Raw genomic sequence first — 20388 nt, 5'->3', positions numbered from 1 at the left:
GCATGATCGATGCTGGTGCCCTGTTGATGCTGTTCGTGGGACTGGGTCTCGGTGTCCTGGTCGCTGTATTGCTGGCGCTGTATCTTGCCAATCGGCGAGTTGCGCGCCAGGTCCAGGCGCTCGAAGAACGTCAACTTCAGCGTTTGCAACAGCTCAAGAATGAAGTGAATACCTTCCAGCAGGGCAGTATTCGCATGGGCGAGGATCTGCTTGCGCTGCGCGAGCAGTTCAAGCGCATGGAAGACAAGCAGCAGCGCATTGAACAGCATGATCCGCAGTCGCTTCCCTACAACCAGGCCGCCAGGCTGGTCAGTCTTGGGGCAAGCGTCGAAGACCTTACCCAGTCCTGCGGTCTGTCCAAGGCCGAAGCGGAGCTGGTGGCCAAGCTGCACGCTGCTCGCAAGCCCTGATTCTGTCTACTCCGGGTCAAACTGCTCAGGCGGCACAAACCCCTCCGGACTTTTGCCCTTGAGATACCAGGCAAAGGCAATGATTTCAGCAATGGTGCGATATAGCGCCTCGGGTATCTGATCGCCCAACTCCAGGCGTGCCAACACCTTTGCCAGTTCCGCGTTCTCATAGATCGGAACTTCATATTCCATGGCCAGTTGAATGATCTGCTCTGCCAGATCGCCCTCACCCTTGGCTGTCAGGGTAGGCGCCTGATCGCCGTCGTAAACCAATGCAATAGCTTCGCGGTTCTTGCCCATCATGTCACCTCATCGATCCAGCGTTGCTGCAGCGCCTGATTGGGCTGAGGCGGCGTGCCCTGATGGCAACTGATCTCGCCCACTTCCAGGCCCTTTGCCAGTAAGCGGTCGCGCAGCAAGGCCAGCTCACTATTGAGCAAGGATAGGGTATGGGGTTGTTCGGCCCAGAACTGGGTGTTCACTCGCCCCTTGTACAGCTTGGCTATGGCTTGTAGTGCCCCTAGGTGGTCCAGTGTGAAGGCCAGGCGTACTTCCCAGAATGGAGTCTGTTCTCCTGCTTTCTTGCTTGGTGCCTCATCGTCCCGCTGTATCCGTACCTGCACGTGGTTGAATTGCTGGCCATCACGCAGGGGGATTTCCAGTTGCCAGGTAGTCTGGGTGCTGCCATCGGTAAAGGTTTGTGATTGCCCCAGACTCTGCAGTTGATGATGCTGGATTCGCGATAACAGGGCAGCGGTAAGACGCAGCAGCGACCCCAGATCCGGGGTGTCAGCCAGCGCCTGCATGGCCCGAGGCGGGAGAGGGAAGCCGCCACGTTGTGGGCCCATGCCCTGAGCCCAGGGACCGGGTGGCAAGGCCAAGGCAGTCAATGCAGCAGGTGGCAGTTGCTGCTGCACATTGACCAGCAGATTAATCAGCGCTGCTTTGAGGTCAGCACCAGGCAGGGTAGGGGCTCCTGGCGTCACTGGCAGTGCCGCTAGGGCCGAAAGCAACTTGGCCAGGGCTGGTTGGGGAAGTGGTGCAGTGCCCGCCGGGGCTGCCTCGCGTCCCCCGGCGGGCGCTTGTCCACCCTTGAGCAGATCGGCCAGCTGGGTCAGGTTGGGTTCCAGGAAGAGTCCGCTACGTTGCACGGCCTGCTCGACGCCGCTGGGTGTCATAAGCTGGGCCGGGGTCGCTACCTGCTGCAATACCTGGCGCACGGCGCTCTGTACCTGAGCCGCCAGTTTCTCGACACTTGCGCTCGTCTGCAGCGGGGTGCCGGGTGTGGTGCTGGCTGTTGCCAGTGAAGAACTCTGCGCGCCCTGTGCCGCATTGGTTGGTGTCGACTGCCCTGCGGTAGACGCCGTTACTGCGGTGGCGAGCTGCTGCAAGCGATTGAGCAGTGGCTCGGCTGAGCCCTGACGTTGCAATGTCTCTCGTAAACCCTGGGAGAGCGCCTGTTGTAATACCTGCCGGCCCGGATCGGGCACCCGTAGCTCACCCTGGCTACCCACGCGTGCTGTCAGCAAGCTTCCTGGCTCCAACGGCTTGTTGGTCGTCAGACTCAGATTCATGCCACTGTTGGCCCCTTGAAGCACCTTGGCCAATACCGCGAAACGGGTCTGATCAATCGGTTGCTGGCTGATCACCCGGGCCTGTACCGTAGTGCCCGGCGGGAACTGGGCCGGATCGAGTCGCGTCAGGGTCGCAGCAGGACCCGCGGGGGCTTTGTCGGCAGGCTGCATGATCGCCATCAGCTGGGTCTGACTGATCGCCTGAATCAGAACCTGAGTCCCGCTGGCAATGGCACGTGGGCTTGTGGCGGCTATCTCGGCACGGGGCCCACTTTGATTAGTGTTTTGCTGTGACATGCGCAGAATCAGATTGAACTGGCCACCATTGCTACTGCTGCTGACTACCTCCGCGCGGCTGGTCTGGCCTGGCGGCAGCAACAGTGCGTCAATCGGACGCAGCAGCTTCAGCGCGACTGCTGCGGTATCTTGAGGCTTCGCTACAGGCCCCGTGCTAGGCGGTGTAGCGAGTGCTGGTGGTAGTCGGAAATCAGATGCCATGGGGTCACATATTGATGTAAATCACGGGCCCCGTTCGGGGGGCGGTATGTATAATGGCCAAGCTTTATGAAAGCTGCGCCCTGGCGCCTTGCAGGTCGGGTTTTGCACCCATCTTGGCGACCTCAATGCAGTATAGCGGCCTTGGGCAGACAAACATGAATCCTGTGCGGCGATATCCGCCAACCAGTGTGGAGAACCGGTGAAATCACAGCCTATCGACATCCGACAGTTGGCCTGCGAGCGTGATCAGCGCGAGCTGTTCGATGACGTGACGCTGCGTCTTGAGCCGGGTGATGTGCTGCAGGTGGCCGGACCCAACGGGTCGGGCAAGACCAGTTTACTGCGTATATTGGCTGGATTGCTCCCCGCCGCCGCCGGGGATGTGCATTACGGCGATGCCTCCGTGTTCAGCGGTGTTGGTCGTGATGCCTGGCGTCAGAGCCGGTTGTACATAGGCCACGCACCAGCGGTCAAAGGCGCGCTGACCGCGGAGGAGAATCTCAGCTGGCTCTGTGCACTGAGTCAGCCGGTATCCCGCGAGCTGATCTGGCAGGCCTTGCAGATGGTCGGTCTGCGCGGTTTCGAGGACGTGCCCTGTGACCACCTGTCCGCAGGCCAGCAACGCAGGGTGGCACTGGCCAGACTGTATCTCGAAGCGCACCCGGTCTGGATACTCGATGAGCCCTTCACCGCCATCGACCGCAGCGGTGTTGCCACGCTTGAGGCCCATGTGCTGGCCCATGCTGCCAAGGGCGGAATCGTCGTGCTGACCACCCACCACAGCCTGGAGCATCTTGCTGGTTTGCGCTCCCTGGATCTGGGGCAGGTCGCCTGATGCTGCAGATTGTCTGGTTACTCTTTACCCGGGAGTGGCGTCTGGCCTGGCGGCGCCCCGGCCAATTGCTCAATCCTCTGGTATTTTTTGCCATCGTGATCAGTCTGTTTCCGCTTGCGGTGGGTCCGGAGCCGGGAATGCTGCGCACCATGGCTCCGGGTGTTATCTGGGTCGCTGCGTTACTGGCTACCCTGTTGTCCCTCGACGGATTGTTTCGTAGCGATTATGAGGATGGCTCGCTTGAGCAATGGGTGCTCTCGCCACATCCCCTGGCGCTGATGGTGCTGGTCAAGGTGCTGCATCACTGGATGGTCTGCGGTCTGGCGTTGGTTTTGCTCTCGCCACTCTTCGGCCTCATGTTGTCGCTGCCTGCCAAGGTGCTGCCGATTCTGGCGTTAAGCCTGCTGCTCGGCACACCCGTACTGAGTTTGCTTGGCGCCGTAGGGGCGGCGCTGACTGTAGGACTGAAAAGTGGCGGTGTGTTGCTGGCCCTGTTGATCCTTCCCCTGTACATTCCGGTTCTGATTCTGGGAACTGGCGCAGTGGAGGCGGCAGTGCAGGGCTTGCCCACTACCGGCTATGCGTTGTGGCTCGGGTGCCTGGCAGTACTGTCCATGAGCCTCGCTCCAGTGGCGATAGCGGCGGGCCTGCGCATAGGGGTTAGCGAATGACTAGCAAAGAGAGCATGCGATGAACTGGAGTTTTTTTCACAAGCTGGGTTCACCCAAGTGGTTCTATGATATCAGCGGTCGCTGGCTGCCCTGGTTCGCGGTCGCTAGCGTGTTATTGATTGGCGTGGGGACAATCTGGGGGTTGTTCTTTGCTCCCGAGGATTATCAGCAAGGCAACAGCTTCAGGATTATCTATATCCACGTGCCCGCGGCCTTTTTGGCCCAGTCCTGTTACGTGATGTTGGCTGCCGCCGGTATTGTCACTCTGGTCTGGCGCATGAAGCTGGCAGATGTGGCGCTGCGCTGCGCTGCGCCTATCGGGGCATGGATGACCTTTATTGCTCTGGTTACCGGAGCCATCTGGGGCAAGCCGACCTGGGGCACCTATTGGGTCTGGGATGCTCGACTGACCTCCATGCTCATTTTGCTATTCCTGTATTTCGGCATCATCGCCCTCAGCCAGGCGATCAGTAACCGTGATACGTCGGCCAAGGCCACCGCCGTGCTGGCCATTGTCGGCGTGGTTAATATCCCGATTATCAAATACTCGGTGGACTGGTGGAATACCCTGCATCAGCCTGCCACGTTCAAGATTACCGAGAAGCCGGCCATGCCGGTGGAAATGTGGTTCCCCCTGTTGCTGATGGTGCTGGGCTTCTATGCCCTTTTTACAGTCAGCTTGTTGATGCGCATGCGCCTGGAAGTCCTGCGCCGTGAGCACAAGACCCGCTGGGTACGCGACGTCCTGGAGAAAAACTGATGAATAGTCTGCCCGAATTGCTCGCCATGGATGGCCACGGACCCTTTGTCTGGTCCGCCTATGCGATTACATTCGCGGTGTTGTTGCTCAACGTAGTGCAACCATGGCTGGCTCGCCGGCGTCTGGTCAGTGTCGAAGCGCGTCGTCGGCGCAGGGAGGTAGCGTGATGCACCCTCAGCGCAGAAAACGCCTGATTCTAATTGTGCTCGTAGTATTGGGGGTCGGTATTGCCGTCGGATTGGCGCTTAGCGCCCTGCAGCAGAACATCAACCTGTTCTATACCCCGAGTCAGATAGCCAATGGTGAGGCACCCACGGATGCCCGCATCCGTGCTGGCGGTATGGTTGTTGAAGGGAGCGTCAAACGCTCGAGTGAGAGCCTGGAGACGCAGTTTGCGGTCAGTGATGGCGGCAAGCAGATCATCATTGCCTACGACGGAATTCTCCCCGACCTGTTCCGTGAGGGGCAGGGCATCGTTGCGCTGGGACGGCTCAATGAAAATCGCATGTTGATAGCCGACGAAGTATTGGCCAAGCATGACGAGGAATATATGCCGCCGGAGGTGGCCCAGGCGATGGAAAAGGTCCAACAGATGAAACGGGACGCCGATTCGGCGTCCGGTTATTGAGGAGATGAGATGATTCCCGAGCTTGGCCAGTTAGCCCTGATCATTGCGCTGGTACTGGCATTGCTGCAGGCAACCGTACCGCTCTACGGCGCATGGCGGGGCGATACCCTGGCGATGGGCTTTGCCCAGCCAGCCGCGATTGCACAGTGCCTCTTTGTGTTTTTTGCATTCCTCTGCCTGGTACAGGCCTTTGTCACCAACGACTTCAGCGTGACCTACGTTGCGCTCAACTCCAATTCCGCGTTGCCCTGGTACTACAGGGTGAGCGCAGTCTGGGGTGGGCATGAAGGTTCACTGCTGCTGTGGGCCTTGATCCTGTCACTATGGACTTTCGCTGTGGCGATCTTCTCCCGTGATCTGCCGCCGGAAATGCTCAGCCGCGTGCTGGCAGTCATGGGCATGATTGCGGTTGGCTTTCTGTTGTTCATGCTCATGACCTCCAACCCCTTCGACCGGCAGCTGCCCTTCCATCCGGCCGACGGTAATGACCTCAACCCGCTGCTGCAGGACTTTGGTCTGATCGTGCACCCGCCGATGCTGTACATGGGCTATGTGGGCTTCTCGGTCGCCTTTGCATTCGCTATTGCTGCTCTGCTTGGCGGCCGGTTGGATGCCGCCTGGGCGCGTTGGTCGCGGCCCTGGACCATCATCGCCTGGGCCTTCCTGACCCTGGGCATCGCATTGGGCTCCTGGTGGGCCTATTACGAGCTCGGCTGGGGTGGCTGGTGGTTCTGGGATCCGGTGGAGAACGCTTCCTTCATGCCCTGGCTGGTGGGCACCGCGCTGATTCACTCGCTGGCGGTGACCGAGAAGCGTGGCGTGTTCAAGAGCTGGACGGTACTGTTGGCAATCGCTACCTTTTCATTGAGCTTACTGGGAACCTTTCTGGTGCGCTCCGGTGTACTTACTTCGGTGCATGCTTTTGCTACCGACCCCGAGCGCGGCGTATTCATTCTAGGGTTTCTTTTGGTAGTCACCGGCGGCTCACTGGCCCTGTATGCGCTGCGCGCACCGGTGGTCAAGAGTCAAATCGGTTTTGCGCTCTGGTCGCGGGAAACCTTTCTGTTGGTCAACAACGTGATCCTCGTAGTCTCTGCGCTGATGATCTTGCTGGGTACGCTGTACCCTCTGGCTCTGGACGCGATCAGCGGCACTCTGGTGTCGGTTGGCCCTCCGTACTTCAATGCATTGTTCCTGCCTTTGATGGCACTGCTGCTGGCTGCGATGGGAGTAGGCATGGTCAGTCGCTGGAAGGACACGCCAACACGCTGGCTGTTCGATCAGTTGAAATGGGTTCTGCTCTTGTCGGCGATCGCGGCCATTGGTCTGGCGGTATGGATTGGCGAGCACCACCTGGCTGTGGGGAGCATGCTGGTGCTGGTGTTCTGGGTCGTGGGCATGAGCTTTCGCGATATGCTCCACAAGACTCGCAACAAGGGTCTGGCCCGCGGGCTTTCAGCATTGCCGCGCAGTTACTGGGGCATGACCCTGGCGCACATTGGCATGGCCGTGTGTGCGGTCGGTGTGGTCGGTGCAAGCCTGTTCGATAGCCAGCGCGACCTGCGCATGGCGCCCGGTGATCAGGTAGAACTCGGCGGGTACCGTTTTGTATTCGAGGGTACCGAGCACTATTCGGGCTCCAACTGGGAGGCTGATCGCGCCACCATGGTCGTGTTCCGTGGTGACCGGCAGGTCACCACCCTCAGGCCGGACAAGCGTCTTTATACCGTGCAGAATCAGATCATGACCGAAGCGGCCATTCACCCCGGCTTCACCCGCGATCTGTTTGTGGCCATGGGCGAGCCGCTGGAAGGCGATGCCTGGGCAATGCGTGTGCATATCAAGCCCTTTGTGCGCTGGATATGGGGAGGCGCGTTGCTCATGATGTTTGGCGGGTTGCTTGCCGCCAGCGACAAACGCTATCGCTTGCGTGCACGTGAAACCAAGGCAGCGGTCGTGGCCCAGGAGACGGTTTGATGAAACGCGCTCTGTTATTGCTGCCCCTGGCGCTCTTCCTGCTAATGCTGGTCTTCCTGTTCAGGGGGCTGTATCTGGATAACGACGATCTGCCTTCAGTGCTTGTAGGTAAAACCTTCCCTGCATTCAATCTACCTTCGGTTGAGGCGGGAGAGCCACCGATTACCGAGCAGGCTCTGTTGGGTCAGCCGTCGCTGGTCAATGTTTGGGGGACCTGGTGTGTGGCCTGCCGAGTGGAACATCCAGTCCTGAACAAGCTGGCGGCCGAAGGCGTGGTCATCCACGGCGTCAATTACAAGGATGACACCGAGGCCGCGCGCAAATGGTTGCAGGATCTGCATGACCCATACCAGCTGAATATCAGTGATCCTGAGGGGTTGCTGGGACTGGATCTGGGCGTGTACGGCGCGCCGGAAACCTTCTTTGTCGATGCGCAGGGCGTGATCCGGTACAAGTTCATCGGTGTAATCGATGAGCGAATCTGGGAAAGCGATCTGGCCGCGCGTTATCAGGCCCTGTTCGACGAGGCACAGCCATGATTCGTGTCCTGACCCTGATTGCCATGTTGCTGGTTAGTGTGGGCAGTTTCGCTGCTATCGATACCTACGAATTCGATAGCGAAGAACAGCGCGCCCGCTTCTATTATCTGAGCACCGAACTGCGTTGTCCCAAGTGTCAGAATCAGAACATCGCCGACTCCAACGCGCCGATCGCCAATGACCTGCGGCGGGAAATCTACCGCATGCTGCAAGAAGATCGCAGCAATGATGAGATTGTTGATTTCATGGTCGCTCGCTATGGCGAGTTTGTTCGTTATCGGCCGGCATTGACTACCCAAACCGCCATCCTCTGGTTCGCGCCTGCGGTTTTCCTGATTCTGGGTCTGCTTGCGCTGGTGGTCATGCTGCGGCGGCGCCAGAAAACCTACAAGTCGGGTGAAACCGAGCATCTGAATCCCGAAGAACAGCAAAGACTGAAATCCCTGCTGGAGAAGAAAGACCGCGATGATTGATTTCTGGTTAGCAAGTAGTGTTCTGGTTGTTCTGGGCATGTTGTCCGTTCTCTGGCCCCTGTGGCGTCGCCGCCAGCACGCGAGTGTGGATCGCACCGCGCTGAACGTTGCCCTTTACGAGGAGCGCATCAGAGAGCTTGATGCTCAGGTTGTTGCGGGCGAAATCAGTTCCGAGCAACGGGATGCGACCCTGGAAGAGGCCAGTCGTCTGTTGTTATCCGATACCGATCAGCCCGAGCGGCGTCAGCGGCGGCGCGGTGCTCCCTGGGTACTGGTAGGTTCTGCAGCGGTGCTGCCTGCTGTGGTTATCGCATTGTACTTTGCCTGGGGTAATCCTGACGGTCTGGCATTGGCTCGAGAGATGGAGCAGGGCGGTCAGCCGGAAAGCGTCGAGCAAATGATTTCACGCATGGAGCGAATTACCCAGGTGCAGCCCGAAAGTGGTGAGGCCTGGTACATGCTCGGTCGTGCCTATCTCTCTGATCAGCGGCCCGCGGAAGCCGCCCAGGCATTCGGCGAAAGTCTCGAACGGCTTGGGGATCGGCCTGAAGTTCTTGCTCAGCTGGGTCAGGCGCGTTTCTTTGCCAGCGGCAATCAGCTGGACAGCGCAGCGGTTGCCGCGCTGGACAAGGCCCTGGAGCTTGATCCCAATGAGCCTACTGCGTTGGGTCTGCTGGGTATCGCCGCCTTTGAGAGCGGAGATTATCCCGGCGCCATCCGCTTCTGGGAGCGTCTGTTGGTAGGGATGCCACCCCAGGGGGCGGGCGCTCAGGCGATTCAAGGTGGTATCGCCAGGGCACGTGAGCGTATGGGCGAGCCGGTTGAACAGGTGCAGGAACCGGTTGGCAATGCTGTGATTCGTGTGCGTCTGGAACTGGCTGACGGTCTGGCCGATGAAGTCGGCCCGGACGCGATCGTGTTCATCTTCGCCCGCGAGGCACAAGGACCACCCATGCCACTGGTTGCACGCCGTCTGCAGATCAGTCAGCTACCAGCGGACATCGTGCTCAGCTCTTCCGATGCCATGTTGCCGGACGTGAAGCTCACCGAGGGCCAGACACTGCAGCTCAATGCTCGTCTGTCCCCAACAGGCGATGTGATGCAGGGCAGTCACGAAGGCCACATTGATCAGGTCACTGTAGGCGACGCCGAGCAGGTAATACTGGTTATTGATCAGGCAGTGCAGTAAAGGCCACAAAGAGCTAGCCCAGTAGCACGTAGCGCGAGCTCATTGGGCTGCTTGTCCAGCACCGATCAAGACGCAAGTAGTGAGAAAAATGAATAACCCTGTGTTCTGGGTGCCTTAGCTCTGAACTTCGTCCAGGCCAAGGGACATCAGAACGCCGCACAGTCCAAGGCCGGACAGGAGCAGCAGCATTCCACCCGGCCCAATGAGCGCCGTCAACAATCCGAGAAAGCCGGTGCTCAGCAGCAGTAGTCCGATCAGGCTATTACTCAGGGCAACGTAATCCGTGCGCTTATTGCCCCCAGCCATATCCAGAACGTAGGTCTTGCGACCCACCCGTACGCCGGCATGGGCGATACCAAGAACGAAGAAAGCCACGGGAAACAGCCAGGCATGCACATTGGCAGGCAAATCGGCCCACCAGTGCAGGCCCACGACCGGCAGCGCAACCAGGCTCGTTAACAGACCCGCACGGGTCAGCACCTGCTTGCTGGACAGGTCGGCCATGCGTCCCCAGATCATCGCACTCAAGCTATTGGCTAGCCCATTAGCGACCAGAAAGGCGCCCAGCATACCCAGTGAAGATTCCACCTCCTGGCCGAGAACCACGTAGTAGGGGGCAGACAATGCCGAGCACAGCAGCAAGGCGCGGGTAATGACGAATCGCCGGAATGGCGCATCATCGCGCAGCAGGCTGATTCTGCTGATAGCCTCGTTGATGGCGTTAGCGCCACCCTCGGTCGCGCCAGGCGTTTCCTCTACCCTTTGGAAGAGAATGGCGGCGCCGACCCAAAGCATTGCCGCACCCACCAGCAAGAGGGCATAGAACAATACGTCGTCGTCCGCCGGTGGCAGCAGCATCATATAAACGCCGAACGCCAGCACCAGGGTGCCTGAGACCGTAGTAGCCATACCGTGCATGCGGCCTCGACGGGTTTTCGGAATCGTCTTGCCCATCACATCCTTGATGGCCACCGAACAGACACTGCGTGCCAGGCTGAACAGAACCAGACAGCCGAGAATCAGCAGACCCGCCAGCAGGCCCTCGGTCAGCCAGGCTGCTGCGCCCATAGCCAGCAAAGCAGCGGCTTGTCCAAGGCTACCTGCGACCCAAAGTGGCTTGCGCAATGCCTGGCGACGTATGAAGGAGGCGATGAACATTTGCGGCAGCATGGAGCCCGACTCGCGGATAGGTACAAGCCAGGCAATCATCGCCGCAGGAGCACCGACAATTCCGAGCAGCCAGGTCAGGGTGGTCTTCGGGTTGGTCAGAGTGTCGCCCAGCCCGGTAAGCACAATGGCCGCAACCTGACGGAAGAAGTTTGCGGGCACGTTGCTGCAAGCTGACTCGGGAATATCCTTGCAGACCCGCGTATCCTCCTCTTCAACCAATTGGTCGTATAGCTGGTCCATATCCGGTTGCAGCGCCATGAGTCCATCCGTTTTCAAGGGTCGAGGCCGCGATTTTGCAGCACTGGCTGATGCTTGGCCAGTATCGGACAGGGCACTTCGTAAAGCTGGTAACGGGGTATTTCAGACTCAGGGCTTCTCATGGAGGGCCTTTGCGGGTAAAAATGCCTGCTTATTGTGCACAAACACCCGATACGGCAAGTCCTGTGACAGGGATCGCTGTCTAAGTGCGTGTTTGTGCTGGAGCTTGTAACAGGCGACTGAATGCGACTTAAGTGCATCAAGCTGGCGGGTTTCAAGTCCTTTGTGGACCCGACTACCGTTTTCTTCCCGACCAATATGGGCGCTGTGGTCGGGCCGAACGGCTGTGGCAAATCCAATATCATCGATGCCGTGCGCTGGGTCATGGGCGAAAGTTCCGCGAAGAATCTGCGTGGCGAGTCGATGACCGACGTTATCTTCAACGGTTCCAACAGCCGCAAGCCGGTTGGCCAGGCCTCTATTGAACTGATCTTCGACAACAGTGACGGCACGCTCAAGGGCGAGTACGCCGGATACAACGAGATATCCATCCGCCGTCGAGTGACCCGCGAGGCGCAGAACCAGTATTACCTCAATGGCACCAAGTGCCGCCGCCGGGATATCACCGATATATTTCTGGGTACGGGCCTGGGTCCGCGCAGCTACTCGATTATCGAACAGGGCATGATCTCCAAGCTGATCGAGGCCAAACCTGATGAGCTCCGCCTGTTTATTGAAGAAGCTGCCGGTATTTCCAAATACAAGGAGCGGCGCCGGGAGACCGAAAACCGTATCCGCCGTACCCACGATAATCTGGCACGCCTGACAGACCTGCGCGAGGAACTTGAACGCCAGTTGGCCCATCTGCAGCGCCAGGCCCAATCGGCGGAAAAGTACAAGGAATTCAAGGCTGAGGAGCGCCAGCTCAAGGCCCAGTTGCAGGCGCTGCGTTGGCAGACACTGGACGGCCAGACCGCTGAGCGCGAGCATCGTGTGCGCGATCTCGAGATCGCTATGGAAGCCTTGATTGCAGAGCAGCGCAATGCCGATAGTGAAGTCGAGAAGCAGCGTGACCAGCATGTTGATCTGACGGAAACCTTCAATCAGGTTCAGGCGCGTTACTACAGCGTGGGTGCGGACATCAGCCGCATCGAGCAGGTGCTGCAGTTCAATCGTGATCGCCAGCGCCAGTTGCATGACGACATCGACGAAACCGAACTTGCCTGGCAGGAAGCGCAGAGCCACCTCGGTCAGGACCAGGCACTGCTCGCGGATCTACAGAACGAGCTCGCTGAAGTCGAGCCGGACCTGGAGATGGCTGGCGCCGCCGATGAAGACACTGCAGAGCAGTTGTTCACCGCCGAAGAAGCCATGCAGGCCTGGCAGGGCGCCTGGGACCAGTTCAATCAGCAGGCCGCCGCGCCGCGTCAGCAGGCCGAGGTCGAACAGTCACGGATCCGCCATCTCGAGCAAGCTATTGAACGGCTCAGTGAGCGAATTCAGCGTCTTGAGGACGAGCGCAGCGGCCTGAGTTCCGGTCCACTGGATGAGGAGCTTGCTGAATTGGCCGAACAATTGGCCGAGATGGAGCTGCGCAGCGAAACCGAACAGCAACAACTGACTGATATCAGCGACAATCTGCAGCAGGAGCGCGAAACCCTGCATGCGCTGCATCAGGAGCGGGATATTCGCCGCGGCGAGATCCAGCGTCAGAGTGGTCGTTTGGCCTCCCTTGAAGCGCTGCAGCAGGCCGCACTGGATCAGGGGCAGGGCGTGCAGCAATGGTTGCGCGAGCAGGGACTGCAGGACCTGCCCCAGCTCGCCGGCCAACTGCAGGTCGATAGCGGATGGGAGCTGGCAGTAGAGACGGTCCTGGCTGACGACCTGCAGGCAGTCAGGCTGGACAGCATCGATAGCATGGCAGAAAGCCTTGCTGGTTTTGATCAGGGGAGCTTGCGGCTTATAGAGGCCAGCACCGCTGATGATCAGTCCGCTGCCGCTCATAGCGATTCGCTGCATGCCAGGGTCCGTTGCTCCGTCGATATGTCTCCCTGGCTGGCCAATATCCGCACCGCTGAGACGCTGGATCAGGCACTCGCGGAGCGTGGTCAGCTTGCCGATCACCAATCCATCATCACCCCCGCCGGGCACTGGCTGGGGCGTAACTGGCTGCGCTATCAGCGCGGTGAAGAGAATCAGTCTGGTGTACTCGCGCGCCAGCAGGAGATCGACGGTCTGCTGGCTAACGTCGAGGAGCAGGAGCAACGGCTCGAGCAGGAAAATCTGCGTGTTGAGGAGTTGCGTGAGCGCATCCGTCTGTTGGAGCAACAGCGTGACGGTCTGCAGCAAGGATTGGCCAGCCAGAGTCGTGAGCAGGGCGACCTGAAAGCCCAGTGGTCGGCGCGTCAGGTTCGTCTCGAGCAGGTAAACGCCCGGCGCCAACGGATTACCGACGACCTCGAGGATATTCGCGCCCAGCGCACCGAGGAGCAGGAGCAGATTGGCGAAGCGCGGATGACCCTGCAGGCCGCACTGGATCATATGGCAGCGGATGCCGGCCAGCGGGAAGAGCTGCTGCGCCAGCGTGATCAGGTACGCGAGAGTCTGGATCAGGCGCGGCAACACGCCCGCCAGCACAAGGACAAGCTGCACCAGCTCGAGTTGCGCGTGCAGTCCTTGCGTGCCCAGCACGACTCCACCAGTCAGGGGCTGGAACGCCTGGGCGTTCAGGTCCAGCGCCTGTCCGAGCGCCGTGAGCAGTTACGCATGACTCTGGAAGAAAGTCAGGCGCCCGAGGATGACCAGCGTATCGAGCTGGAGAGCCTCCTTGAGCAACGCGTGCAGGTAGAGCAGGAGTTGGGCAATGCCCGCCAGGCGCTTGAGACTGTTGATCAACTGATGCGTGATCAGGACCGTCGTCGCACCCAGGCCGAACAGCAAGCCCAGGTACTGCGCGGCCAGCTGGATGAGCAGCGTCTTGCCGCGCGTGATCTGCAAACCCGCCGGCAGGGTTTGCAGGAGCAACTGCTCGAAGCTGGCTACGACCTCAAGTCGGTACTCGAACTGCTGCCCGACGACGCAACCGAGGCAGGCTGGGAGCAGCAACTGGCGCAAATGGACGCACGCATCCAGCGGCTTGGCGCTATCAACCTGGCTGCCATCGATGAGTATCAGCAGCAGTCAGAGCGTAAACGTTATCTGGATGCGCAAAACGCCGATCTGGAAGAAGCCCTGAATACCCTTGAGCAGGTCATCCGCAAGATCGACCGGGAAACCCGCAGCCGCTTCAAGGAAACCTTCGACAAGGTCAATCATGGCCTGCAGTCGCTGTTCCCCAAGGTGTTCGGCGGTGGTCATGCATATCTCGAGCTGACCGGCGACGACCTGCTCGACACTGGCGTGACAATCATGGCGCGCCCGCCGGGCAAGAAGAACAGCACCATCCACCTTCTGTCTGGTGGGGAAAAGGCCCTGACGGCCATTGCCCTGGTATTCTCGATCTTCCAGCTTAATCCGGCACCCTTCTGCATGCTTGATGAGGTTGATGCACCATTGGATGATGCCAACGTCGGGCGTTATGCACGATTAGTTAAAGAGATGTCTAAGCGCGTACAATTCATTTACATTACGCACAACAAGATAGCGATGGAAATGGCCGATCAGTTGCTCGGCGTGACAATGCATGAACCTGGTTGTTCCCGCCTTGTCACAGTGGATGTAGAGGAGGCCGCGGCCCTGGCAGCGCTATAATGTTGCGCTAGAGCATGCTAGTGTCGACGGTTAATATGAGGCCTTCCAGGTGGCTGGCTTCAGTTCAGATTTAGTAGACAGGATCAGGATATTCATGGATTTCGGTTTGCGTGAGTGGCTTATCATTATTGGCCTTCTGGTGATCGCAGGTATTCTGTTTGATGGCTGGCGGCGTATGGGCGGCCGGTCGCGGATACGCTTCAAGCTCGAGCGCAATCTGCAGGATCTGCCTGAAGACGCAGATAGCAACGAACTACTGGGGCCGCCGAGGGTACTCGGCAAACACGAACGTGCCGAGCCCTCCTTTGACGACGACTTGCCAATCATCCAGGCAGACGATGAAGTGCGCGAACCGCGCGCCCGGCGTCAGCCCGAGCAAGTGGGCCTGGATCTCGAAGAGCCTGTGCCGGTATTGCTGGATCCCCTGGCTGATGGAAGTCCTGCTGAGAGTTCTGCCGAGCGCAGCCCAAAGGATAAAGCCGAGCGTAAGCCATTCAGCCGCTACGAGAAAAAGACCGCCAAAGCCGAACCTGCTGCGGAGGCGCCGCCCAAGGAGCAGGCACCTGTTCAGGAAGTGCTGGTCATCAACGTCGTAGCCCGCGATGAAGAGGGCTTCGCTGGCTCTGCGTTACATCAGAGCATTCTGGAGAGCGGCCTGCGCCATGGCGACATGAATATCTTCCATCGCCATGAAAGCATGAGCGGTAATGGAGATGTCCTGTTCTCAATGGCCAACGCCCTCAAGCCCGGTGTTTTTGATCTTGATGAACTGGATAGCAGTCGAGTGCGCGCGGTCAGCTTCTTCATGGGGCTTCCCGGCCCGCGACACCCCAAGCAGGCACTCGACCTGATGATCGCCGCAGCCCGCAAGCTGTCCCACGAACTGGGTGGCGACCTCAAGGATGAACAGCGCAGCGTCCTGACAGCCCAGACGATCGAACATTATCGCCTGCGCATCGCCGAGTTCGAGCGTAAACACTATTCGGTAAGACGCTGAGAAGTATTCAGACTTCTTAGCCGCAGCGCCGCGGCTCCCATCAGGTATATGCGGCCCCGTTAGGATCGGCGACCCTGTGGGAGTGGCGGCCCCGCCACGAAAAGATCTATCGCAAAGCCTCCCGGCCCTCACGTCCAACCTACGCCTGACGCGCCATGCGCCATTGGGTACAATCGCGGTTCGTTTCCCGACCGATATATACCATGACCCAGACCCAGGACCCGGCTGTTCGCGCCATTGAGCTGCGTGAGCAGATTGATCTTCACAATCATCGTTATTACGTGCTCGATGAGCCGTCGATTCCCGACGCCGAATACGATCGGCTGTTCAACGAGCTCAGGGCCATTGAAGAGGCCACCCCGGACCTGATTACGCCGGATTCACCCACCCAGCGGGTGGGTGGGGAAGCTCTGTCTGCCTTTGGCACAGTGAGCCACGACGTCCCCATGCTCAGTCTGGGCAATGCCTTCGATGAGCAGAGCATGCGCGACTTTGATCGGCGGGTGCGTGAAGGTCTCGATCTGCCCGTGGGCGACTTGTTCGATGAGGGCAAGGAGGTCGAGTACTGTTGCGAGCCCAAGCTCGATGGGCTGGCGGTTAGCCTGTTGTACGAAAAAGGCCAGTTGGTAAGAGGCGCTACCCGGGGTGATGGCAGTACTGGCGAGGATATCACCAGCAATGTGCGCACCATTCGCAACGTGCCATTGAAATTGCGCGGCGAGGGATGGCCCTCTGTCCTTGAAGTGCGAGGCGAGGTCTTTATCAGCAAGGCCGGGTTTGAATCACTCAATGACCGCGCCCGCGAAACGGGCAGCAAAACCTTTGCCAATCCCCGCAACGCCGCTGCCGGTTCCCTGCGCCAGCTGGATCCCACTATCACTCGAGCTCGACCCCTGGAGTTCTGCTGCTATGGCATCGGACAGGTGAACGGTGATCTGCCGGATACTCAGGTCGGTATTCTGCACAGGTTGCGAGACTGGGGGCTGAGCATCAGCAAGGAACTCAAGCTGGCGGTGGGGGTGGATCAGTGCCTGGAATATTTCTGCGACATCGGTGAGCGCCGAGCTGCGCTGGGGTACGAGATCGACGGAGTGGTGTTCAAGGTCAACAGGCTGGCCTATCAGCGTGAGCTGGGCTTTCGTGCACGCGAGCCGCGCTGGGCGATCGCCCACAAGTTTCCCGCTATGGAAGAAGTCACCGAACTGCTGGATGTGGAGTTCCAGGTTGGTCGCACGGGTGCGGTAACTCCAGTTGCACGGTTGCGTCCGGTGCTGGTGGGAGGGGTAACCGTATCCAATGCCTCACTGCACAACATGGATGAGGTCCAGCGCCTGGGGCTGATGATCGGTGACAGCGTGATCATCCGCCGCGCCGGTGATGTCATTCCGCAGGTTATGCAGGTGGTAGCCGAGCGACGGCCAGCCGACGCCAAGCCGGTGGACATACCGCAGCAATGTCCGGTCTGTGGTTCGGACGTAGAACGCACGCAGTTGGTCAAACGTACCAGAGGCCGGGAAACCATCAGCGAGGGTGCAGTGTATCGCTGTGTCGGCCGGCTCACCTGTCAGGCTCAGCTCAAGCAGGCGATTATTCACTTCGTATCGCGGCGCGCCCTGGATATTGACGGGCTGGGCGAAAAGATTGTCGAGCAACTGGTCGACACCGGTCTGGCTGGCTCTCCCGCAGACCTGTATCTACTGACCTACGAGCAGGTACTGTCGCTGGAAGGTTTTGCCGAGATATCCAGCAAAAATCTGCTCGGCGCGATTCAGGAGAGCAAGCAGCCGACCCTCGCACGCTTCATCTTCGCCCTGGGCATTCCCGACGTGGGCGAGGAGACTGCCAAGCTTCTGGCACGCTCACTGGGGTCTCTGGAGCGTATCAGCCAGGCGTTGCCCGACGTACTCGTATACCTGCCGGATGTGGGGGCCGAAGTTGCCCACGAGATTCATTCGTTCTTTGCCGAAGAGCACAACCAGACAGTCATAGGTCAGTTGCTCGAGCGTGGCATCAAGCTACAGGAAGAGGCTGGCCTAAGCCCTGACCTGGCGGCCAGTGTCAGTCTGGCTGAATTCATCACTCGTCTGGAAATACCTGGCGTCGCGAAAACCGGTGCCGAGCGTCTTACAGCCAGCTTCAACAGCCTCGCCGCGATCATGGATGCCGACTGGCTAGAGCTGAAAACGGTCGCGCGCTTTACCGAAAAGGCACAGTCGGGTCTGCGCGAGTACTTTGCCGATAGCTCAAGGCGTGAGCATGCGCTCAGGATCGAGCAGCAGCTCAAGGATTTTGGTATGCACTGGGACAGCCCCCGTGCCGCCCAAAGCGAAGGTATGCCCCTGACGGGTCAGACCTGGGTGCTGACGGGTACCCTGGAAACCTTCTCACGGGATGTGGCCAAGGATCATCTGGAAAGTCTTGGCGCCAAGGTCGCAGGTAGCGTCTCAGCCAAGACACACTGTGTGGTAGCCGGCCCGGGTGCGGGAAGCAAGTTGGCCAAGGCCGAACAATTGAATGTGCCCGTACTGGATGAACAGGGCCTGCTGGATTTACTGGCAAAAAACGGAGTGGCGCTTTGAGTCTTCAGACCGCTGACGCGTCTTCGATTTCCCGGTGCCGTTCAGTATCCGCGGCAACCCTATTTGCTGTTGGCTGGCTCGGCTCTTTTAGCTAGCCAGTTTGGCAAAGCGTCAGGCGGCATTGGTTTGGCTACAAGATAACCTTGCACTTGATCACAGCCCCACTCAGCAAGGAGGTTAAAGTCTTCTTGGGTTTCAACACCCTCGGCGATCACTTTGTAGTTTAGTTTGTGTGCTAACTCAATGATTGCCGTGACCATGAGTCTGTCAGCCTCATGTTTCTGTATGCCATCGATAAATGATTTGTCGATTTTCAGTGTTGAAGCGGGTAACTGCCGCAGATAGGCCCAGTTGCTGTAGCCCGTTCCAAAGTCATCAATTGCAACGTTAATACCGAGCTGTGTAAGACGCTCCAGCTGCTCTTTTACAGCTTGTGGGTCACTCATCAAAACACTCTCGGTAAATTCCAGCTCAATCTCTCCTGGCTGGATGCCATGGCGCTGCATTTGTTCGAGTAACTGCTCTGCAAACAAAGGCGTTTCAAGGTCCCCTGCTGATATATTGATCGATACGGTCAAGTTCAGTCCTTGGGACTGCCATTCCTTGAGTTGCAGTACCGCCTTGTTCACGACCCAAAGTGTCAGCTCATGAATCAGCGTGGTCTTTTCCGCCAGAGGTATGAACTCATCAGGTCCAACACGCCCCAGCTCTGGATGTGTCCAGCGTAGAAGAGCCTCTAGTCCAGTACATCGGCCGCTGCTCAAGCTGATCTTGGGTTGGTACTCCAGGCGGAGCTGGTCGTCAGCCAGCAGGGCAGGCGCGATGCCGCCCAATAAGGCAAAAGTGCGTTGATGGGCGCTCTCCAGCTCAGGCTGAAACCATGCAATACGCTCCCTGAGACCGCGTGCGTAGTCAGCAGTACTGATACTGCGTCGTAGCCAGTTAGCTTGATTGCTCAGGCTCGAATTCAGCGGCAAAATTCCGATCGCCACCTGCGTCTGAATTGGAATGTCTTTCCAGATGATCGGCTGCTTCAAGGTCTCCAGCAACCGGCCACTTAGCTTAGCGCAAACGCCCGCTGAAGCGTTCTCAAGCCAAACTGCAAATCGGGTAGGGCTGGCTTTGTAAAGCTGAGCATCTGGAGGCAATAGCGCCTTTAATGTATGCGTGGTTTCAACCTGTAAGTCGTTAAATAAACCGTACCCTAAAGCCTTGACCATGTCCTTGACGTATAACAGTTCAAACACGTCGATCATTATCACATGACCCTGCGTGAATCGTTTCTGCTGTTCTGAAATGTCTCTACTCAGTCTGGCGCTGTTGAACAGACCGGTGGTGGAGTCTACATAGCTTCTTTCGCGTAACGACGCTATGCGACTCATGACTAGGTCGGCGAGCTTTTGCAGTATTGCTAATTCAGACGCATTTAATTCAGGGCGCGGAACGGTATCGATTATGCAAAGCGACCCAAGGGCCAGCCCGTCTTCGGTTATCAATGGAATACCGGCGTAGAAGCGGATTCTGGGCTCTCCGGTGACCAAGGGATTATCGCGAAAGCGCGGATCTGCCAGAGCGTCAGGCACCTGCAGCGGGAATGATTGCAGAATAGCGTAGCCGCAAAAGGACTGATTTCTGGGGGTTTCCTGGATATCAAGGCCGGCTCTGGCGAGAAACCACTGGCGTTTATTGTCCAGAATCGACACCAAAGCGATGGGTACTTTCAAACATGCCGCAGTCAGTTGAACCAATCGGTCAAAAACCGCATCCTGGTTCTGGCTAGTAAGGCAGAGCTCGTCCACTCGCCCTTGGCGTTCAGTTTCCTGTTCAGGGTAAGGCGCACCAGCATGCTCTAAAACCATCGTCATCCTCTTCATAAAAACAATGTCACTTTGACATGATAGCGTAATGAGAAATCCGCAGCTTCAAAATGCCTGTCCTGAAAAAATCGAGCAACATTTTGAATCTGCAGGTTGATGCTGTTCTGACCCAACATCGTTATTTATTGATAGCCCTGATTTTTATGGCTTATCTGGTAAGCAGACTTCTTTACGCTTAATCTGCTTTGACAGCTTCAATAAAT

17 protein-coding genes are annotated in these 20388 nt (G+C 58.4%); 13 read left to right on the top strand and 4 right to left on the bottom strand.

Annotated features, from left to right (window positions below; all coding sequences use genetic code 11):
* Nucleotides 1-2: 2 nt before the first annotated feature.
* The gene (locus tag AAC076_RS11900; RefSeq protein ID WP_339845894.1) at nt 3-410 is read left to right on the top strand and encodes a DUF2802 domain-containing protein; all 408 of its coding nucleotides are present in this window, start codon (nt 3-5) and stop codon (nt 408-410) included.
* Between the two features lie 6 nt (nt 411-416).
* On the opposite strand, the gene AAC076_RS11895 is transcribed toward AAC076_RS11900, so the two are convergent.
* Both AAC076_RS11895 and AAC076_RS11890 read right to left on the bottom strand, forming a co-directional pair.
* Complete coding sequence (locus tag AAC076_RS11895; RefSeq protein ID WP_339845892.1) at nt 417-713, bottom strand: EscU/YscU/HrcU family type III secretion system export apparatus switch protein; 297 nt, start codon at nt 711-713, stop codon at nt 417-419.
* The gene (locus AAC076_RS11890; protein WP_339845889.1) at nt 710-2482 is read right to left on the bottom strand and encodes a flagellar hook-length control protein FliK; all 1773 of its coding nucleotides are present in this window, start codon (nt 2480-2482) and stop codon (nt 710-712) included. Before AAC076_RS11890 ends, AAC076_RS11895 begins: the two co-directional genes overlap by 4 nt.
* Nucleotides 2483-2681: 199 nt before the next feature.
* Here AAC076_RS11890 and ccmA point away from each other — a divergent pair, with 199 nt between their 5' ends.
* Genes ccmA through ccmI form a run of 9 tightly spaced genes read left to right on the top strand, consistent with a single transcriptional unit; the run spans nt 2682 to nt 9554 of the window.
* Nucleotides 2682-3317: a cytochrome c biogenesis heme-transporting ATPase CcmA gene (gene ccmA / locus AAC076_RS11885; RefSeq protein WP_339845888.1), complete on the top strand. Its 636-nt coding sequence runs from the start codon at nt 2682-2684 to the stop codon at nt 3315-3317.
* Complete coding sequence (gene ccmB, locus AAC076_RS11880; protein ID WP_339845886.1) at nt 3317-3988, top strand: heme exporter protein CcmB; 672 nt, start codon at nt 3317-3319, stop codon at nt 3986-3988. Before ccmA ends, ccmB begins: the two co-directional genes overlap by 1 nt.
* Before the next feature lie 19 nt (nt 3989-4007).
* Nucleotides 4008-4748: a heme ABC transporter permease gene (locus AAC076_RS11875; RefSeq protein WP_339845884.1), complete on the top strand. Its 741-nt coding sequence runs from the start codon at nt 4008-4010 to the stop codon at nt 4746-4748.
* A complete protein-coding gene (ccmD, locus tag AAC076_RS11870) occupies nt 4748-4915 on the top strand; it encodes a heme exporter protein CcmD (RefSeq protein ID WP_339845882.1) in 168 nt (55 codons plus the stop codon). The genes AAC076_RS11875 and ccmD overlap by 1 nt, the downstream gene beginning before the upstream one ends.
* Complete coding sequence (gene ccmE, locus AAC076_RS11865) at nt 4915-5376, top strand: cytochrome c maturation protein CcmE (RefSeq protein WP_339845943.1); 462 nt, start codon at nt 4915-4917, stop codon at nt 5374-5376. Before ccmD ends, ccmE begins: the two co-directional genes overlap by 1 nt.
* Nucleotides 5377-5385: 9 nt before the next feature.
* Nucleotides 5386-7353, top strand: coding sequence for a heme lyase CcmF/NrfE family subunit (locus tag AAC076_RS11860; RefSeq protein ID WP_339845880.1), 1968 nt, complete (start codon nt 5386-5388; stop codon nt 7351-7353).
* A complete protein-coding gene (locus AAC076_RS11855; protein ID WP_339845877.1) occupies nt 7353-7892 on the top strand; it encodes a DsbE family thiol:disulfide interchange protein in 540 nt (179 codons plus the stop codon). The genes AAC076_RS11860 and AAC076_RS11855 overlap by 1 nt, the downstream gene beginning before the upstream one ends.
* Nucleotides 7889-8365: a cytochrome c-type biogenesis protein gene (locus AAC076_RS11850; protein ID WP_339845875.1), complete on the top strand. Its 477-nt coding sequence runs from the start codon at nt 7889-7891 to the stop codon at nt 8363-8365. The genes AAC076_RS11855 and AAC076_RS11850 overlap by 4 nt, the downstream gene beginning before the upstream one ends.
* Nucleotides 8358-9554, top strand: a complete 1197-nt coding sequence (gene ccmI / locus AAC076_RS11845; protein ID WP_339845872.1) for a c-type cytochrome biogenesis protein CcmI — start codon at nt 8358-8360, stop codon at nt 9552-9554. The genes AAC076_RS11850 and ccmI overlap by 8 nt, the downstream gene beginning before the upstream one ends.
* A gap of 114 nt (nt 9555-9668) precedes the next feature.
* Here the strand turns inward: ccmI and AAC076_RS11840 are convergent, their stop codons facing one another.
* Complete coding sequence (locus AAC076_RS11840; protein ID WP_339845870.1) at nt 9669-10982, bottom strand: MFS transporter; 1314 nt, start codon at nt 10980-10982, stop codon at nt 9669-9671.
* A gap of 243 nt (nt 10983-11225) precedes the next feature.
* Between AAC076_RS11840 and smc the strand changes: the two genes are divergently transcribed.
* The 3 genes from smc (at nt 11226) to ligA (ending at nt 18308) form a co-directional block, all read left to right on the top strand.
* Nucleotides 11226-14732 (top strand): chromosome segregation protein SMC, encoded by a 3507-nt coding sequence (gene smc / locus AAC076_RS11835; RefSeq protein ID WP_339845867.1) that lies wholly within the window; start codon nt 11226-11228, stop codon nt 14730-14732.
* 94 nt (nt 14733-14826) lie between these two features.
* Entirely contained in the window at nt 14827-15729 is a 903-nt protein-coding gene (gene zipA, locus AAC076_RS11830) for a cell division protein ZipA (RefSeq protein ID WP_339845865.1), read from the top strand.
* 203 nt (nt 15730-15932) lie between these two features.
* On the top strand, nt 15933-18308 hold the full coding sequence (gene ligA, locus AAC076_RS11825) for an NAD-dependent DNA ligase LigA (protein ID WP_339845863.1): 2376 nt from the start codon (nt 15933-15935) through the stop codon (nt 18306-18308).
* Nucleotides 18309-18367: 59 nt separating this feature from the next.
* Here the strand turns inward: ligA and AAC076_RS11820 are convergent, their stop codons facing one another.
* Nucleotides 18368-20167, bottom strand: a complete 1800-nt coding sequence (locus AAC076_RS11820) for an EAL domain-containing protein (RefSeq protein WP_339845861.1) — start codon at nt 20165-20167, stop codon at nt 18368-18370.
* Nucleotides 20168-20388: the final 221 nt, after the last annotated feature.

It is taken from the genome of uncultured Halopseudomonas sp., assembly GCF_963977355.1.
Lineage (GTDB): Bacteria > Pseudomonadota > Gammaproteobacteria > Pseudomonadales > Pseudomonadaceae > Halopseudomonas.
The sequence above is the reverse complement of the archived record's forward strand: the minus strand, read 5'-3'. Positions and strand labels throughout refer to the sequence as shown.

Excerpts from the sequence above, each read along its gene's own strand:
- AAC076_RS11860 (WP_339845880.1), top strand. The coding sequence starts at position 5,386 with ATGATTCCCGAGCTTGGCCAGTTAGCCCTGATCATTGCGCTGGTACTG.
- AAC076_RS11820 (WP_339845861.1), bottom strand. The coding sequence starts at position 20,167 with ATGGTTTTAGAGCATGCTGGTGCGCCTTACCCTGAACAGGAAACTGAA.
- ccmI (WP_339845872.1), top strand. The coding sequence starts at position 8,358 with ATGATTGATTTCTGGTTAGCAAGTAGTGTTCTGGTTGTTCTGGGCATG.
- AAC076_RS11890 (WP_339845889.1), bottom strand. The coding sequence starts at position 2,482 with ATGGCATCTGATTTCCGACTACCACCAGCACTCGCTACACCGCCTAGC.
- ccmE (WP_339845943.1), top strand. The coding sequence starts at position 4,915 with ATGCACCCTCAGCGCAGAAAACGCCTGATTCTAATTGTGCTCGTAGTA.
- AAC076_RS11855 (WP_339845877.1), top strand. The coding sequence starts at position 7,353 with ATGAAACGCGCTCTGTTATTGCTGCCCCTGGCGCTCTTCCTGCTAATG.
- AAC076_RS11900 (WP_339845894.1), top strand. The coding sequence starts at position 3 with ATGATCGATGCTGGTGCCCTGTTGATGCTGTTCGTGGGACTGGGTCTC.
- AAC076_RS11840 (WP_339845870.1), bottom strand. The coding sequence starts at position 10,982 with ATGGCGCTGCAACCGGATATGGACCAGCTATACGACCAATTGGTTGAA.
- ligA (WP_339845863.1), top strand. The coding sequence starts at position 15,933 with ATGACCCAGACCCAGGACCCGGCTGTTCGCGCCATTGAGCTGCGTGAG.
- zipA (WP_339845865.1), top strand. The coding sequence starts at position 14,827 with ATGGATTTCGGTTTGCGTGAGTGGCTTATCATTATTGGCCTTCTGGTG.
- smc (WP_339845867.1), top strand. The coding sequence starts at position 11,226 with ATGCGACTTAAGTGCATCAAGCTGGCGGGTTTCAAGTCCTTTGTGGAC.
- AAC076_RS11875 (WP_339845884.1), top strand. The coding sequence starts at position 4,008 with ATGAACTGGAGTTTTTTTCACAAGCTGGGTTCACCCAAGTGGTTCTAT.
- ccmB (WP_339845886.1), top strand. The coding sequence starts at position 3,317 with ATGCTGCAGATTGTCTGGTTACTCTTTACCCGGGAGTGGCGTCTGGCC.
- AAC076_RS11850 (WP_339845875.1), top strand. The coding sequence starts at position 7,889 with ATGATTCGTGTCCTGACCCTGATTGCCATGTTGCTGGTTAGTGTGGGC.
- ccmD (WP_339845882.1), top strand. The coding sequence starts at position 4,748 with ATGAATAGTCTGCCCGAATTGCTCGCCATGGATGGCCACGGACCCTTT.
- AAC076_RS11895 (WP_339845892.1), bottom strand. The coding sequence starts at position 713 with ATGATGGGCAAGAACCGCGAAGCTATTGCATTGGTTTACGACGGCGAT.